This window comes from Enterococcus sp. SMC-9, from assembly GCF_021011285.1.
GTDB classification, from domain to species: domain Bacteria; phylum Bacillota; class Bacilli; order Lactobacillales; family Enterococcaceae; genus Enterococcus_C; species Enterococcus_C montenegrensis.
Map to the genome: position 1 here is coordinate 180,946 of NZ_JAILYE010000006.1, position 16,062 is coordinate 197,007.

General features: G+C 37.7%; 12 protein-coding genes. 2 read left to right on the plus strand and 10 right to left on the minus strand.

Features of this window, described 5'->3' with window-relative positions:
• Nucleotides 1–102: 102 nt before the first annotated feature.
• Together K4422_RS10895 and K4422_RS10900 are read right to left on the minus strand one after the other, a co-directional pair.
• Nucleotides 103–738 (minus strand): LemA family protein, encoded by a 636-nt coding sequence (locus K4422_RS10895; RefSeq protein ID WP_206903295.1) that lies wholly within the window; start codon nucleotides 736–738, stop codon nucleotides 103–105.
• A 230-nt stretch (nucleotides 739–968) separates the two neighbouring features.
• Nucleotides 969–1,574, minus strand: coding sequence for an ECF transporter S component (locus K4422_RS10900; RefSeq protein WP_206903294.1), 606 nt, complete (start codon nucleotides 1,572–1,574; stop codon nucleotides 969–971).
• Nucleotides 1,575–1,671: 97 nt separating this feature from the next.
• On the opposite strand from K4422_RS10900, the gene K4422_RS10905 reads away from it, so the two are divergent.
• Nucleotides 1,672–2,274, plus strand: coding sequence for a TetR/AcrR family transcriptional regulator (locus K4422_RS10905; protein WP_230711113.1), 603 nt, complete (start codon nucleotides 1,672–1,674; stop codon nucleotides 2,272–2,274).
• Between the two features lie 173 nt (nucleotides 2,275–2,447).
• Here the strand turns inward: K4422_RS10905 and K4422_RS10910 are convergent, their stop codons facing one another.
• A complete protein-coding gene (locus K4422_RS10910; protein WP_230711114.1) occupies nucleotides 2,448–3,329 on the minus strand; it encodes an alpha/beta hydrolase fold domain-containing protein in 882 nt (293 codons plus the stop codon).
• A gap of 63 nt (nucleotides 3,330–3,392) precedes the next feature.
• Between K4422_RS10910 and K4422_RS10915 the strand changes: the two genes are divergently transcribed.
• Entirely contained in the window at nucleotides 3,393–4,382 is a 990-nt protein-coding gene (locus K4422_RS10915) for an acyltransferase family protein (RefSeq protein WP_230711115.1), read from the plus strand.
• 284 nt (nucleotides 4,383–4,666) lie between these two features.
• Here K4422_RS10915 and K4422_RS10920 read toward each other — a convergent pair whose 3' ends face one another.
• The 7 genes from K4422_RS10920 to K4422_RS10950 form a co-directional block, all read right to left on the minus strand.
• Nucleotides 4,667–6,031 carry an MFS transporter gene (locus K4422_RS10920; RefSeq protein WP_230711116.1) on the minus strand — a complete coding sequence of 455 codons (1,365 nt, stop codon included), beginning with the start codon at nucleotides 6,029–6,031 and terminating at the stop codon, nucleotides 4,667–4,669.
• A gap of 321 nt (nucleotides 6,032–6,352) precedes the next feature.
• A complete protein-coding gene (locus K4422_RS10925; RefSeq protein ID WP_206903289.1) occupies nucleotides 6,353–6,649 on the minus strand; it encodes a hypothetical protein in 297 nt (98 codons plus the stop codon).
• A 4-nt stretch (nucleotides 6,650–6,653) separates the two neighbouring features.
• Nucleotides 6,654–7,244, minus strand: a complete 591-nt coding sequence (locus K4422_RS10930) for a TMEM175 family protein (protein ID WP_206903288.1) — start codon at nucleotides 7,242–7,244, stop codon at nucleotides 6,654–6,656.
• 12 nt (nucleotides 7,245–7,256) lie between these two features.
• A complete protein-coding gene (locus K4422_RS10935; RefSeq protein ID WP_230711117.1) occupies nucleotides 7,257–7,775 on the minus strand; it encodes a GNAT family N-acetyltransferase in 519 nt (172 codons plus the stop codon).
• Nucleotides 7,762–7,986 carry a hypothetical protein gene (locus tag K4422_RS10940; protein ID WP_230711204.1) on the minus strand — a complete coding sequence of 75 codons (225 nt, stop codon included), beginning with the start codon at nucleotides 7,984–7,986 and terminating at the stop codon, nucleotides 7,762–7,764. The genes K4422_RS10935 and K4422_RS10940 overlap by 14 nt, the downstream gene beginning before the upstream one ends.
• Before the next feature lie 278 nt (nucleotides 7,987–8,264).
• Complete coding sequence (locus K4422_RS10945) at nucleotides 8,265–8,885, minus strand: PepSY domain-containing protein (RefSeq protein ID WP_206903286.1); 621 nt, start codon at nucleotides 8,883–8,885, stop codon at nucleotides 8,265–8,267.
• Between the two features lie 234 nt (nucleotides 8,886–9,119).
• Nucleotides 9,120–15,545 carry a Cna B-type domain-containing protein gene (locus tag K4422_RS10950; protein ID WP_230711118.1) on the minus strand — a complete coding sequence of 2,142 codons (6,426 nt, stop codon included), beginning with the start codon at nucleotides 15,543–15,545 and terminating at the stop codon, nucleotides 9,120–9,122.
• Between the last annotated feature and the right edge of the window lie 517 nt (nucleotides 15,546–16,062).

The following is a 16,062-nucleotide window of genomic DNA, read 5'->3' on the forward strand; positions in this document are numbered from 1 at the left end:
CGAAAAGCTGTTTAAACTTTTCGTGCTTTTTATTAACAAAATTATAGGTTTCTCCTTAAAAAAGGACATTATTTCAATAGCGCAGATGCAAGCGTAAGTTTTCTAGAAATCTAACATTTCATCGGTTAACGTTACTGACTCAAGGTCGCGCTCATAATACGCGATTTCTTCAAAATGGAATACACCCTTTAATACTGACAGGGGGATACTATTTATAAGGGAATTGTAGCTTTCCACATCCGAATTATACCTAATTTTGAAATTCGCAAGTGTATTCTCGCAATCTTTAATTTGGTTGAGTAATTCCGATATATGCGCATTTGCTTTTGTTTGAGGGTGGTTTTCAATAAAGTTTTGAAACTGTAATGCTCCCGTTACTGTAAAAGTAGTCGGCTCCTCTTTATTTATCAGAATTTCTTTTTCATGTGCCAAATATCTTTCAACCACTTTATTGGCCTTGTCCAATAAAGAATCTTCCCGCTCTTCTACGATTAAAATATTACTTTTAGCCGCTTTAATTTTTTGTCGTTTCTTCGTTGCCTGATTGTAATTTAACCCAATGGAAATAAGTAAGCCTGTACACAAACCTAAAACTAAGCCAAGTTTACTTAACACTTCAGAAACTTCTTGTGCTTCTTCTGGAGTGAAGATAGCAAATATAAACAACCAGAATAACCAGCCCACAAAACTCAACCCAAACAACTTTAGTAAAAATAATAATACACTTTTCTTTTTCATCTCGACTCCTTTTCGACTGCTTTTCTTCATGATAGCAATTTTTATACATGAATCCTAGCATCAGCCCTAAAATCTGGTAATTTCATTGATAACTTTCTAAAAAGCAGTGATTTTAACAAAATAGCGTCACATTTTTTTGCAATTTATGTTTCAAGTACTTGAATTTTTTTACTTTCCTGATAGAAAAAAACAGCAGGATTACAATCATCCTGCTGTTTTCTTCGTATTAATTATGAATGATACGCTGGTTTTAAATGCGTTGCTGTAAAAATCGCTTTGACCAAAATCGGAGTTAAAATAACCGCACCAATCACTTCGCTGATACCATTTGTTGCAACGATTGTCGCCAAAACTTTTAATAAACCTGAGGGATCAACGCCATAAGCTGAGGCAACCGGTCCTGTGTAAAGCGTCCCCATAAAAGTTAAGACTAAAATCGTATTGGTTAACGTGCCCCCAATAGCAGCTAAAATAGAGGCGACATATAAATTGCCTTTTTTCTTATACCACCAATGGAATAAAACCCCCGCCACCAAACCAACAAGAATCCGAGGTAAGACTGAAACAATCGGGTTGGTAAAGACCATTGTATCAATAGGGGTCGTCGGTGAAGTAAAGGCCCGGATAATCGTGCAAATTCCCCACACTAAACCAATAAACATCCCGTCTTTGGTTCCCAAAACGATTGCTGCGACAATGACTGTAATATGAATAATCGTCAAGCTCGTAATCCCCAATGGAATAAAACCTAAAAATGGCACCATTGCTTGTAAAATAATAATAGCAGTCAAAATAGCACGAATGGCAATGCGATAACTTTTACTTTTCGTATTCATTTGAGTTCTCCTTTTAATTCAATTATAATGACACTAGTGTCATTGAAGTGATTATACAAGAAAATGACACGCGTGTCACTAATTTTGAGGTGAGAAAATGAAAAATTTATCCAACGCCGAACGTAAACGGCAAAAACGAGAAGCCATTTTAAATAATGCCCGAGAAGTTTTTCGCCAAAAAGGCTTAATTGATGTGACGATGAAGGATATTATCGAAGCAACTGGTATCAGTCGAGGCGGTATTTATTTATACTTTGATTCGGTTGATCAAATTTTTATGGAAGTTATTAAACAGCGCTCTAATCGTAAATTTGATGATATTCGGTACGCGATTACTAAAAATCCGCCTTTTGAAGAGTTACTAAATGACTATTTTGAAAGCCACGAAGATCGCCTTTTAAATCAAATGGAAAACAGTCTACTCCGCTCGATGTACGAGTATTATTTCACCCACAAAACGGCTGCTGATCATAAATTTCAGCAAGAACAACTTGCCGCAACGAAAAATACCATCTTGGCAATTTTAGAATTAGGGGTCGCACAGGGTGTTTTACAAGATGAAAAGATTCCCGCCATTGCTGAAAATTTCATGTTCGTCATTGAAGGGATGAGCGTCATGGCACTTACTGGCGGAATTACCCACGAACAATTGGCTGCTCAATTTGACTTAATGAAAAAAATGCTGCCAAAAAGAGCCTGATCAAACTAATAAAAAAAGGCTAAAGGAAATCCTTCTGCCCTAAACCATAAGCGCTAAATTTGCAAAAATGGCTTTTTCATAGAGAACAAAGTTAAAACTGCCGCAAGGAAAACTGTAAAATTCCTTGCGGCAGTTTTTATTTTAAGAGTTAAAGGTCGTCTGGCTAGCTTTTTTCATTTATCTTCTGCAAAAAACTCGCCCATTTCATCAACATACTGCAACGATTCTTTCAAAGGATAAACCACAAAATCATGCATCATCTCTGGAACAATGACTAAACTTAACGTTGTCCCAGCAACATTTGCAACTTTTTCTTTTAAGCGCAAAACATCAGGATACAATATTTCATCTGTTCCACTAATGACTAAAAGCTCCCCTAAGTTTTCAAACGTCCCGTAAATCGGTGAGACTAACGGATCATCGACAGCTAAATTCCCCGCATACGTCGCCCCTGCTTTAGTTAGCAGATCTTTTTCCAACAAGACATCTTTTTCTTCTAGTGCACTAGAGCGGGGATCGCTCACGGAAACATCTAACCAAGGGGAAGCTAGCGCTAATTTTTTCGGCCGTTTTGCAGCTGCTTCATCCCGTAAATGCTGCGCTAAACTCATTGATAAACCGCCCCCAGCAGAATCTCCAAAGATATAAAACGCATCATCTGGATATAAGTAACGCAGGTGATAAAAAGCTTCCTTTGTTGCCGCTAGGGTTTGGACAGCTGTCGCTTCTGGTGCTAGCGGATAGTCAAAATAGCTTACTTTTAAATTAAAGCGTGTAACAAAACGTTCTTGAATTTGTTTATGAAAAGGCGATGCTTCTAATGCATAGCCGCCACCGTGTAAATAAAGCACATGCTTATTGGTCACATGGGGTGGAAATAATGTAATCAGTTCACGACCACTAATTTCACTGCGCTTTTGCGGCAAGTCGCTGTTTTCTAACTGTCGGATATTGATATTGCGGCGCTTTGGCGGTGCCACCATGGACATCCCCACTAATTTTTTCATTTGAATTACTTTAAAAACCTGTTTGACAAATTTTGCCGAATAACGCATCTCATCCCTCCTTGAAAAAGTGGTACAATAGTGTTATCTCTAGCATAACTGACGGACTAGGAGGTGTCCATTATTTCAAAACAACGAGAACTGCTTTTTGATAATTTAAGAGGTGTCTTAATTTTTTTGGTGATTTTAGGTCACGCTTTGGAATACTTTCGGTTAAACAACCAAACAGCAGAGTTCTTCTACGTTTTTATTTACTTGTTCCATATGCCAGTTTTCATTTTTATCTCCGGTTATTTTTCCAAACGGGTACAAAAGGGGCGCAAAAGCGCGGTCAAAACTTTTTTGATTCCCTATCTTATTTTGAACTTTATTTTAAGTATCATCTTGTTATTAATGGGTAAAATTGAAACGATTACTATTTTAAATCCCGGCTGGACGCTGTGGTACTTGTATTGTATGTTCATTTGGCGACTGCTCTTACCTGATTTAATCAAAGTACGCCATGTTTTACTTTTTAGTTTTATCGTCGGTATTTTTTCCGGTTTATTAACAGAGTTTGGTACTTACATGGCCATGGCTCGTACGCTAGGTTTTCTCCCATTCTTTTTGGCCGGTTATTATACCGACCGGAAAATGATTGAAAAACTACGGCGTTTCCCTTTTTCACGCGTATTAGGATTACTAGTGGTAATTTTAGGATTGGTGACTGCTTTTATTTGGGTAAAAGCCCAACTGCCTCCAGAAATTTTATGGGGTGATCGTGCTTATGACTTATTTGAAATCCCCCTCTGGCAAAATATCCTAGCTGACATGTGTCTTTATGCGTTAGGTTTTGCTTTTGTTTTTGCTTTTTTAGTAATGGCAACCGAAAAGCGGCATTTTTATACGGTTTGGGGCCAAAATACTTTGGCAATTTATCTGCTGCACATTTATCTGATTGCTCCGGTCGTTCAATTAGGCGAATTTATTCAGAATCCTTTGTTACATGGCTTACTTTTAGTTGGCGGCGCTCTTTTAACGGTTTATATTCTATCCCGTTCAAAAGTTACCCACGCCCTAGCAATCGTCTTAAAAAAAATCGATCAATTGATTATGCCTGAATAAAGAAAAGCTTTTTGTACGCGTTTTACTCGCCAGCAATAAGGCAGAATTACAATAAATTGTTTTTCAAATTTCTTGAAATTTTGACTTATTGTCACAGCGAGTTAGTTCAAAAAGCCAGACAGATAGAAAAGCTTTTTGTACGCGTTTTACTCGCTAGCAATAAGGCGGAATTACAATAAATTGTTTTTCAAATTTCTTGAAATTTTGACTTATCGTCTTAAAAAAATGAAAACTGGACACAAGCTGCGCCAAAATTTTGGCCGCCGAGTTTGTGCCCAGTTTTTTTATTTAGCCGTAGCTTTAAAGTAGCGTAGACAGCCGATAAAGACGAAAACAACTAAAACAAATAGAAAAATCAATGATAGCTGCGAACCTAAAATAGTCCCAGCTTGGTAATCTGATTGACTTTTTTGCGCTAAATTAATAATCGTTGCCACAATTGCGGTGGCAACAGCACCGGAAAATTGTTGCAGTGTGTTGAAAATCGCATTCCCATCTGCAAACATTTCTGTTTCAATTTGGCTCATGCCAGTTGTCATCATATTGCTATAAGAAAAACCAATGCCAATCATATAAAATACATGAGCTGCCACAAAGCCCAGTAAAATTGGTGTACGTAACAAAAGCGTCAAGGCCAACCAGCCAATTGTCACCAAGGTTAAACCAAATAGAATTGGCTTTTTAGCCCCATAATTATCCAATACTCGTCCAGAAATAGGTGCTAAAACAGCCCCCACAGCAGCTCCTGGCAACATCACAAGTCCAGCTATAAAAGCATCTTTGCCCATTACAATTTGGACAAAATTGGGTAAGACAAAAGAAATTCCCAACAGTAGAAATTGACAAACCAAAAAGCCTAATAAAAATAGACGAAAGCCTTTATTTTTTAAAACAGTTAAACGAATTAGCGGCTCTTTAACCGTTGTAGCTCGGTGATAAAACAAAGCTAAGCCTAAAAGTCCCACGATAAGCGGAATGATACTAAATAATGAGCCCAGTTGATTTAAGAACAATAAAAAGCCCGTGAACATCAAAATAATTCCCGCCATGCTGAAAAGATCCAACTTGCCGCCTTTTTTGATTGCCATTGCCGGAATCGCATATAATCCTAAAATCAGAGAAAGCAATAAGACCGGCACTAAAAATAAGAAAATATAATGCCAGCTTAAAGCTGAAGTTAACACACCGCCATAAGTCGGCCCAATTGCAGGTGCAATGGAAGTAGTTAAATTTCCAATGCCAATCATTGCACCTCGCTTTTCAATTGGCGTATAGGTTAAAATAATATGAAACATTAGCGGTAACGCAATCCCCGTACTAATACCTTGTAATAGGCGTCCAGCCAGTAATACTAGAAAACTTGGCGACCAAAAATCAATCAAAAGTCCGGCAATAAATAAAAGATTGGACGCCAAGAACAACGTGCGGATTTGAAAGTTTTTCAATAAATAAGTTGAAAAGGGCACAATAATTGCAATAATCAACAAATAAATCGTCGTTACCCATTGTACTTGACCCGTCGTAATCCCAAACTCGCTAATTAAAGTTGGAAAGGTGACATTCATCGCCGTTTCAATTAAAACACCGGCAAAGGACATCATCCCAGTTGCCAAAACAGCTAATAATAAGTGAATTTTTTTCTCCATCAAATTCCTCCTAATTCTCCAATAAGTACAAAAACTTGAGCTGTCTGAGGAAGGTTGGCTTTCAAATTTACACGCAGAGCATTTATGCGCTGTTAGCTTTACAAAAAGTCACCCTTAAGCCCAAAAAAAGAGAAGCAGTTTCTACCGAAATAGAAACCGCCTCTCTCTCGACACGTCAAAAACGTGTTATCTGTACGATTTGAAAATATTCACAAAAGTCATTGTACTGACTTTTACCAGCTTGGTCAAGAGGACAGCTTACTTTTTAAGGTAAAAAAACTGCTGGATAAAGCTAGTGCATATATTTTACATTTTTTACTAGCGTTACGCCTTCGTATCGATAGAAAAACCGTCAAAAGTTTCCCCGTCATAATATTTTAACAGTTGTTCGGCGCTTAATAATGACGTGGTTTGCGCTTCTTCGCGACTTTCTTCAACCAAACTTTGCCGATATGCTGCATACCCTTCAGCCAATTGCCGGTACAATTCTTGCCGGGAATGTCCTTCACCGACAATTTGGGGCAGTTCTCTTAGAAACCCCCGATAAACAGGAGAATTATCTTCCAGCTCCACTGGCATCTCCGTGACATGCAAATTTAACTGTGCAAAGGTTTCAAACATCTCATCACTTTCTTTCGTTTAAATGACTCAACTCTTCAATTTTCTTTTCAGGAATAAACCACATCACCAACATCAACGCATTTACCACTAAAACGCTGACAGGATGAATTAACCAGCCCGCTAATAAGGCGATGATGTTCATGACCAATGTGATTTTGATCTTTGGATAATGGGCAAAAAGTTTTCCGACTTCTGAATTTTTACCATTCACCCGCACTAAGGCAAAGCCTAGCAGGCAATACGCCAGATCCGTGCCGAAAATAACCAAGCCATACAACAATTGCGGCGCTAACTCAGTCGGATAATCCCCAATCCAAGCTGTCGCAAACGGGAATAGCGTCATCATGAGGATAAATAAATTATTCGCCCACAAGACCCAGCCATCAACTTTTTTGACGATATTAAATAAATGATGATGATTATTCCAATAAACTGCTAAAGAAACAAAGCTAATTAAATAAATCGCAAATTGATGTTCCACCCCAGCAAAAGCACGCCAGGTACTGCCGTTTGGTTCATGTAATTCTAAAACCAAAATGGTCATTACAATCGCAATAACCGCATCGGTAAATGCCTCAATTCGTGTTTTGGGCATTGTAACCACTCCTTATTCTTTAATTTCCAATTCTCCGTTGATATCAGCCAAAACACCATGAACCAATTCTTGCCCTAAAATGAATTGATCAGGTATCGTGCTTTTGTTTTTCAAGCCAAAAGTTTGAATTTGAGAAAAACCATAGCGACTGTAGTAATCTGGATTTTCCACTAAAAAAACAGCATGACGTTCTAGCGCAACAGCTTTTTTAAATGCCGTTTCCATCAAAGCTCCCCCAATTTTTTGATTGCGGTAATTAAAGTCGACGCTTAATGGTGCTAACAGTAAAAAGTTGCGCGTATGGGTGTCTTCAGTCTTTACCTCTTGTTCACTTAACATAACATGTCCAATGATTTTACCTTCTTCAACTGCTACAAATTCCAATTCAGGAATGAATGTTGTCTTTTTACGCAAAGCTTCAACAAAATCTTGCTCTGTCCCATCGGATACTTGCGCTGTTTTAAAAGCTTGTTGTACATGTTGGTAAATAGCCGGATAGTCCCCTGGTTGCGCTTGTCTAATTTCCATCATTTTTTTCCTCTTCATCTGCATATTGGTTCATCACTTTTGCTAAGACATCTTCTAAAATATCTTCTTTGGAAAGTTCCGTCAAAGCTTGTGCTAATAGTGCTTCATCGACATTCACAATACTGTCAGCCTGTAAATTATTTTTGGTTAAAAACTCCTGACTTAAAGGCAATACTACTTGATTTTCTACTTGCATCAGGCGTTTTTTTCGCATTTCTGCCAACGGACTCCCCCCTTTTTTACGTATTATAACAAATATTTGCAAAAATCATGACAATTTAGTCTAAATGCTGTTTTCCAAAGATTTTACACCTAGAAAAAATTGACGAAAGGTCTCTGGCACAAAAAAATTATGCCACAGCTTATCCTTTGGAAAAATCGCGCGAATTTTTTCGTATTTTTGATTAGGTCCCGTTATTCTTACTGTAAAAAAATTTTGTACTTTTCTCAAAATAAAAAAAAGACTGCAACAAATAGTCACAGTCTTAGGCTTTAATCATCTATTTCTTTACTTAAAACCTTGCCACCTTGTGCATCCAGTGTAATTTCAATTTCTTGATTGGTGTGTAATATCTTTAGTTCCCATTTGGTCACACCATCATCTTTTTCCAATTCAGCAGAAGTAATTGATCCATCCGCTTGCTCTTGTGCTTTTTTGATTGCATCTGTCAAAGTCAACACCGCATCGGTTTTCACTTCATCTTCTTGCCAGTTTTTATCATCGTTAACTTTGCTGGTATCGCCGATTAGTTTGCCACTATGATCAAAAATCATGTTGTATTCTTGGCTACTGTCTTCGCCTTCAATCTCAACTTGACCGGTTGGCCCTTGCGCCTCCCATTTAAAGTTGGTAATAATCGCTTCTGTATGGGCAGATTTAAATTTAGTTAACGTTTCTTCAAACAATTCATTTTTCGGCATGATAATTCCATTTTTATCAGTAACTGTTGATTCTACTTTGCTACTTGAAGTTTGATTTTCACTTGTTGCTACACTTGAGGTTACCGTCGTACTTTCGCTACTTGCATTGTTATTATTTTTGTCATTATTGTTTTGACAGCCAGCTAAAATTAACCCGCTCAATACAACTGTGGTTAAAATAAGTTTTTTCATATCCCTTCCCCCTTGTCAAAGTATACTCTCATTAAATTCATGTTACCTGTTTTTGACAAGAAATGCTACTGCCAGGAGCTATTGTGCGTTATTTTTAATATTTAAAAAAATATTTTAGGCTCCCTTGCAGTCAGACTGGCTGACAACTAGCAGCTTATAAAAAAAACAGCCCTACCAAGTAAGCAGTAAAATTACTGTTTACATCCTAGTAGGTACTGTTTTTTAACTACATGATTATATTTTTCTACGGTAAACAAACCAGCCACAAGCAGCAACACTAAGCAATACTAGTAAACCATAAAATGGTAAAGCAGTATTTTTGCTTCCGGTATTTGGTAAACGGCGGCGCGTCGTTGTGCTTGTTGTATCAGATAGTGTGCCCGCTGTTTGTGGCAATCTTGCCCGCAGTGAAGTAGTTGGTGTATTAGTTGGTGTCGTAGGCGTTGTTGGTATTACTGGTGTAGTAGGTACAACCGGCGTAGTCAACAACGTGTTGGTTACCACAAAATCATTTCCTTGTTGTGCATAGGTTACACCATAGCCATTTGGCACCTCAACTTCCACAACTTGATAGTTGATCACCTGATTATTTTCGTCAATTTGCGGCATTTGTTCCCACGTATACTGCCACGAATTATCAGCAGACAAAACAGCAGTCGCCACTACTTGGTCATTGGCAGTTAACGCGACAGAAATTTTATCTGGTCGACTACTTGCGTTATTATCGACCCAAACTTTTTGGACATTGTAGGTCACCTTCTGCAAGTAATTTGTAATGTCCATGTCTTTGACAATGGCTTCATAACCGGTCGGGATATCCAATTCTTTGACGGAATAAACATAAGCTTTGCCATTTGGATCAAATTTTGGCAGGTCGCTAAATTCATAATGCCAATCATTAGCAGCGGTCACAATTTTCCTGTAAGCTGCACCATTCAGAGCTTGACCATTTTGCAAAAGTTGGACTTTAATTTGGGTTGGACGAGCTTTTGCCGCATCATTGGCATCTTGCCACGTTTTCTTTCCTGCAACGCTGGTGGTAATTAGCTGATTTGTAATCACTTGACTGCCATCAGCAGAAAAATTCGTTATAGCTTCATAGTTAGCGGCAGTCTTTACTTCCACAAATTTATAATGCAACGTTTTTTGCGTATGATCGGCTTTTGGCAACCCACTGACTGTCACCGTCCCATAATCTGGACCGCTTAATTGATAACGGCCTGTCTTGTTTGTCGGCGTTTTTACAACTTGGGCTAATGCTTCTGGTGTTCCTTCTGGCCAAGACTGCAATTCAAAGGTTACAATTTCGGGTCTACTTTCAAATTGATTATCAAAATCTTGCCATTGCTTAGTCACACTCACTGAGATTTCCCGCAGACAATTGGTAAACGTTACCCTTCCATTTTCGGCAACTTCTTTTACGTAATGGTCGGCTCCAGCTTCTTCATCTTGCGGGGTATAGGCTTCTTTAATCCCCACTAAATTTTCGGCTACGCCGTATTGTATCAAACTTCCAGCGGCATCGTATTTTGGCAGATCGGTAAATGTGCCATGCCAAATATTATCGCTATCACTGCTATGCAAGGTGATTTTCTTGTCAACTTTAAAAACATCTTCAAAATCTACCCACTGTTTTTCAACTTTGACTTTTAACGTAAAGTCTAGTCCATCTGGGCGCATGCCATAGTGATCACTTTGATCAAGCCAAATTTTATCAACGCTAACTTCTGTCGTCTCCATTTCATTGTGCAAATTGTATTCATTGGCATGACTTACAAAACCAGTAGGAACATCTTCTTTCACCCGATAAGTGAGGCGATTTTCTTGTTCATCATACAACGGTAAATCGGTAAAACTATAGGCCCACTTCGGCGCTTTCACGACTGCCTTAACAGGAGCTTGGTTGCGTCTGAAAGCTTGCCAGTTCTTTCCATTATCGCAACTGACCTCTAAATTCACCGTAATAGAAGTTGGTATGACCGCATATTTTTTAGCCAAATCATCCCAAGTTTTCTCACCACTAATATTTTGAGTCTTTAAAGTATTGGTAAGTGAAGTTCCTGTAACTTGGCTGTCAAAACCAGCTAAGGGAGCTTCTTTTATCCGATAGCTAAATTTCACACCAGCAGCGGCATCAACATCATAAACTGGTAAATTACTAAATTGATAGTGCCACCCTTTTGTCGCATTTGTCTTAACTTCATCAACAATTTGATAATTTGCATCCGGTGTGTTTGCTTGTTTTCGTTCCAATTGAATTGTAATTTCATTTGGCATGACGCCCGCTTCATCATTGCCTTTTAAATTCCATGTTTTAGTACCGGCAATTTCAGTCGTGATTAATTTATTGGTCACAGAGTAAACTGCATCTGTTAATTCTTTACCTGCCACTGTCACTTTTCCTTGTTCATTTAAAGCGATTTGCGTTAAGACAAAATCGCCTTTATAACCATTGGGATTTTTTGTCTCCGTAATTGTATAAGTGTAGCCATATGCTAAATCAAAACCAAAGCTACCATCAGCTTCACTCATTTTAACTACAGGTGTCTGAAGGGGCTCACTCGTTAAGGTGAATTCCGCTCCTTGCAATGCTGTTAACGTTTTTTCAGCAACTTTTTTCAACTGAATCGTACCTTTTAAAACTTCATTTGTCTTGGTTACAGTTGCTGTTTGCGTTGCGTCAGCTTTTACTTGCACCACTGTGCTATACAAATCTTGCGGTAATTCATAGCCTGTTGGCGCTGTAATTTCTTTAAAAATATACTTACCCGGAAGTAAATTTTCGACCAAAATAGTACCGTCATTTTGCGTGGTGAAATAATGGGTATCCGTTGCACCTAGTTTTTTACCATGCGCATCTTCTGTAACTTGGGTTGTGGCATTGCCTTTTTCATCTGCATGGTACAAGGCAAAAACGGCACCTGCTAATTTCTTATCTTTTGTTCCGGCATCACTTTTTATCAGTTTTAAATTTCCGACTTGCTCATTTGTGTAGCTCAAAGAAATGGTTTGCGCTTGAGAATTACCATTTTCTTTGATTACTACGCTTATTCCTGCTTTTAATTCTGGACTGATATAATAACCACTTAATGCTTGGCCTTCTTTTATGATATATTCTCCATAAGTTAGTCCTTCAAATGTCAAATTTCCTGAAGTATCTGTCTGCTTGGTATCAATTGCTTCGTCAGATCCTTTGCGATACAAATCAAAACGAACATTTTCCAGCGCTGCTTGGCTATGCTGATCTTCTTTGTGCAACGTGATTTTATGGGTAACACCTTGTGCGGTCCCACCAGCATCTGAAATTTTGAATTTATCTTCTGTTGTATCTGTGATTTCTTTTTGCGTAATATTATCACCTGTTACTTTGACAGTATTTTTCAATTGGATTTCTTTTCCCGGTTGTCCAATTGGATTGACCTCTGCCTTATAGGTGATTTGTAATGTTTTTTCCAATTTTTCATATGGACCTGTCAGTGTAATAATATAACCTCGCGGTGTAACGCTCCCCGTGTAGTCTTGATTTAATTTCAACTCGTAGTTATCGTCCATAATTTTAAAACTTGCTGGAATAAGATTTAAAAATTCATTTGGTTCATCCGCAACATTCACGTTGTACAAGATGAAGCCCGCTGGATTTACTGTTACCTGATAGGCTGTAATCTTTTTACCCGGGTAATCCGGATCATTTGTCACGACCCCTGCCGCATTTTTTTCTTTGGTAACGTAGGCTTTGTTATTGTCTAGACTAAGCTGTGCGTCTTTTTTGATCTCTGCATTATTACGATCGCTATATTGCACTGTGTTTTTCACGATTCCAGAGGGGATATTGCTTTCATTTTCTAAATCTTTTACTACTACATCAAACGTAACTTTATAAATTGTCTGCTCGCCAGCTTTAAAACCGGTAATCGTTAACTTTCCATTATCATTTTGCAGCTTCAAAGGTGGATTTTCTGTAACTTCTTCAAAGTTATCCCCTTTTTTAACATAGACTTTAAAACTATTTTCCACATATGTTTGCCCGGGGTTTAAGACATCGACGACCTGTGCATCTTCACCATAATAGTGCCCTTGTGCGTTAATCGTCACGCCCCAATTTACATAGTGTTTTTTAGTATTCTTATCATAGCGGTACGTGCCGGCTTTATCTAAATCAATATTGTAGTAGCTTTTATGTTCATATTTACCTTCTCCATTTTGTTGGCCTTTTACGCCGTTACTTGAATAGTTATAAACAACCTGATTCACCATCGTATCGGCTAATGTTTCATAATTTGATTTAAAACGAATAATAAAATAATCATCAGAAGCTTTTTCTAGCGTAGAACTAACGGTAAATTTAGTAACACCATTGGCATTTTTTTCATCGATGGTAACGGTAAAATTAGTAAATGACCCTACCAACTTATTATTCTTGTCATAACGGGTAACGGTAATTTTTCCTTTTAAATCTGCTGCAGTGCTAGCTGGAATATACATGTCATTTTGCAATGTATCGGTGATTGACCATTTATCCAATTTGATTGCATCATTTTTACCACTGCGTTTTTTATTAATCGTAATTGCCCAAGGAATGGTTTTATTCGTAAAGTCAACAGCCTTACCATTGACTTCTTTTACCACCCCACTGGTTAAATGATGTGTGCCTTTACTGCCGCTATTATCAGTAAAAGAAGCAGTATTGGCTACTGAAGTTACCGTAGTACCTGTTTTTAATTTGGTGTAAATCGGAATGCTCACTTGTCCTTTTGTTCCTTTTGGAATCGTAATAACATATTTGCCGGCATCTTGTCTGACGGTAACTTGTGTTTTGGGTACTGTTATTTCCTGTAAATAATCTTGCAGCTGCTTTGCCGTTGTAATTGGTGTTCCATCTTTGGTACAAAAATCTTGATTTCCATCCGGTAATTCATAAATATCGACTGCTGGCAAACTGGCATCTTTTTGCTTGTAAACAATATTCCAGTTAATAATCTCGCCATATTGTTCCACATAACTTTTCGTCACAGTAGCACTGCCCACGACAGTAGTAGAGGCCACTGCCGTCAAATCTAAACCTTCTTTTGCAGTTAAGTGTGCTTCATTTTTAATATCTGGGCTAGTATAAGTCACTTTTTTTCCATCAGTGCTCACTACTTTATCCAAAGAAAGTTTTGTTAAATCAATTTCTGTTGCTACCACAACTTTATAAACTTTACTTGTCGGCGTTGGTAAGTCCACAGCGACTTTGGTTTTGTCACTGCCAATGACAACCGACTTGGTAACATCTTTGCCGGTACCATTTAATGTTCCATCAGGCTTCACATCGGCTACGTCGTATTCATAAACCGTAATTTTAGTCCACGTCAGATGTTCAGGTAATGTATCTGTAATTTTACCGGCTGTCATTTCTGTGCCATATTTATTGCCGATAATTGTCCACGTTACATTGGCCTTTTCACTACTGCCATAGCTTACTTTACCAACAGTTTTTTCCAAAGCTTTGTAGTCAGGTTCTTCAATATGAACTGTCGTATCGCTATCTTCTTGGACAAAGGGAACTTTTACCTCTACATTTCCCGTTGTATTTCCTTTTACGTCACTGACAGTACCAGCGACATAAAAAGTACCGGAAATATCGTTGCGTCCTTCAATATTATCGGAAAAATGAAGAGTTACCGTTCCATCTGCTTGAATATTAAAACGACCAAAACAAATCCCCTGCCCATCTTTTAACTCGCCTGAAATTGTTTGATCAGCTGTTGTAGGATGAATGTGGAAATTTTCTGGTAATTTAAAAGTAAAATAATCCCCTTGAAAGTCATTGTCCCCTGCATTAGCTGTATAACCCAGCATTTCTTTACGCAGACCTTCAGGTAATTGCCAGTTATATTCCAAAAGAATATTCTGACCAATCACAATGCTATCGCCATCTTTAATTTCCTGATTTTGATCGTCTTTTAAAGTAGCATTCAATAAAATTGTTTGATTATCCCCTAAAAAATTTCCTGTATCTAAGTCCACCAGATTGGCTTCATTGCCTTTTTCCTTTGTACGCGCTGTAGCGCGTTGTAGCACCTGATTTTTGGCGTTACTCCTTGTGCTATTGTTTTCATTGCCTTTTTCTGCAGGTTTACTGGTTGACTGCGTTTCTTTTTTGGCAGACAGAGCTGGCAGTGTTACCGTTAGCGGTGTGGTTTGTGCTAATAAATCTGTTTTTCCACCTTTTAAATCATAAGCCAAAATTTGCGGTGTAATCGTCAGTTGATGTCGATATGGCGTAGTAAAAGCAACTTGATGGCCTAATTGTGCTGTTTTTTCAGCAGTGGTCTGTAAAAAACCAGCGGCATAAGTAAAGATGTCACCTGCATTACTTTGAATTGCCGTTGGTGTCACTTCTTCGTTGCCACTTTTAAGTGAAAAACCAATGGCGCGGGGTAATTCACTAGCAGCCTTGTTGTAATCTATCAACCACTGTATTTCCTTATTTTTTTCATCCACACTATAGGTGATTCGGGCATTACCTGCTTCATTTTGAAAAACAGTATGCATAGTTTTATCTGTTGCTGTTGCCGCTAAAACTGCTCCGCCACTAAAAAGTGCCTCCCCAAACGGAAAAAGCGTCAACAAGATTGTCAAAAATGTTATCCAGTTAAATCTTTTTTGTTTTCTTTCCATAATTGCATCCTCCCTTATTTCCCAAAAAAATGTTATTCCCCCACAATATTTCGTTTTCTTATGCTGCTAAAAATTCAGTAAAAACGAAAATAACGCAAATCACTTTTTGATTTGCGGTCAAAATATAATTGTCTTGCTTGTTTTTAAATTTGTTGGAATCCTCGCCTCCCGTCTCGCTTGCTTATCCAGCATAATAAGAACTGCTTATTTTACTCATTTTGTAAAAAACAAATCTTATATAATGGTTGTTATATAAAAATCTACCATATTTTTATTTAATTGTGAATAAAATCACTCCCGTTTTTTTAATAAAAAGTTTGTTTTTTAGCAATTCTTTATTTTTCAAAAATAATCATTTCTAGACAAAATAACGATAATTATTATCGTTAAAAAATTATTATCATCTAGAATATTGCAATTTATCAACAAAAATAATTTTCTCCGCTATGAATAGCGTTTGTTATCCCAATCAAAATAAAGAAATATTTTTATTAACTTTGACTGACTTTTTCCATTA

Bases quoted from the DNA above. Each gene is read 5' to 3' on its own strand.
- K4422_RS10935 (WP_230711117.1), bottom strand. From the start codon at position 7,775: ATGATGGAAATTAGACAAGCGCAACCAGGGGACTATCCGGCTATTTAC.
- K4422_RS10950 (WP_230711118.1), bottom strand. From the start codon at position 15,545: ATGGAAAGAAAACAAAAAAGATTTAACTGGATAACATTTTTGACAATC.
- K4422_RS10895 (WP_206903295.1), bottom strand. From the start codon at position 738: ATGAAAAAGAAAAGTGTATTATTATTTTTACTAAAGTTGTTTGGGTTG.
- K4422_RS10945 (WP_206903286.1), bottom strand. From the start codon at position 8,885: ATGAAAAAACTTATTTTAACCACAGTTGTATTGAGCGGGTTAATTTTA.
- K4422_RS10930 (WP_206903288.1), bottom strand. From the start codon at position 7,244: ATGCCCAAAACACGAATTGAGGCATTTACCGATGCGGTTATTGCGATT.
- K4422_RS10925 (WP_206903289.1), bottom strand. From the start codon at position 6,649: ATGTTTGAAACCTTTGCACAGTTAAATTTGCATGTCACGGAGATGCCA.
- K4422_RS10905 (WP_230711113.1), top strand. From the start codon at position 1,672: ATGAAAAATTTATCCAACGCCGAACGTAAACGGCAAAAACGAGAAGCC.
- K4422_RS10900 (WP_206903294.1), bottom strand. From the start codon at position 1,574: ATGAATACGAAAAGTAAAAGTTATCGCATTGCCATTCGTGCTATTTTG.
- K4422_RS10910 (WP_230711114.1), bottom strand. From the start codon at position 3,329: ATGCGTTATTCGGCAAAATTTGTCAAACAGGTTTTTAAAGTAATTCAA.
- K4422_RS10940 (WP_230711204.1), bottom strand. From the start codon at position 7,986: ATGCGAAAAAAACGCCTGATGCAAGTAGAAAATCAAGTAGTATTGCCT.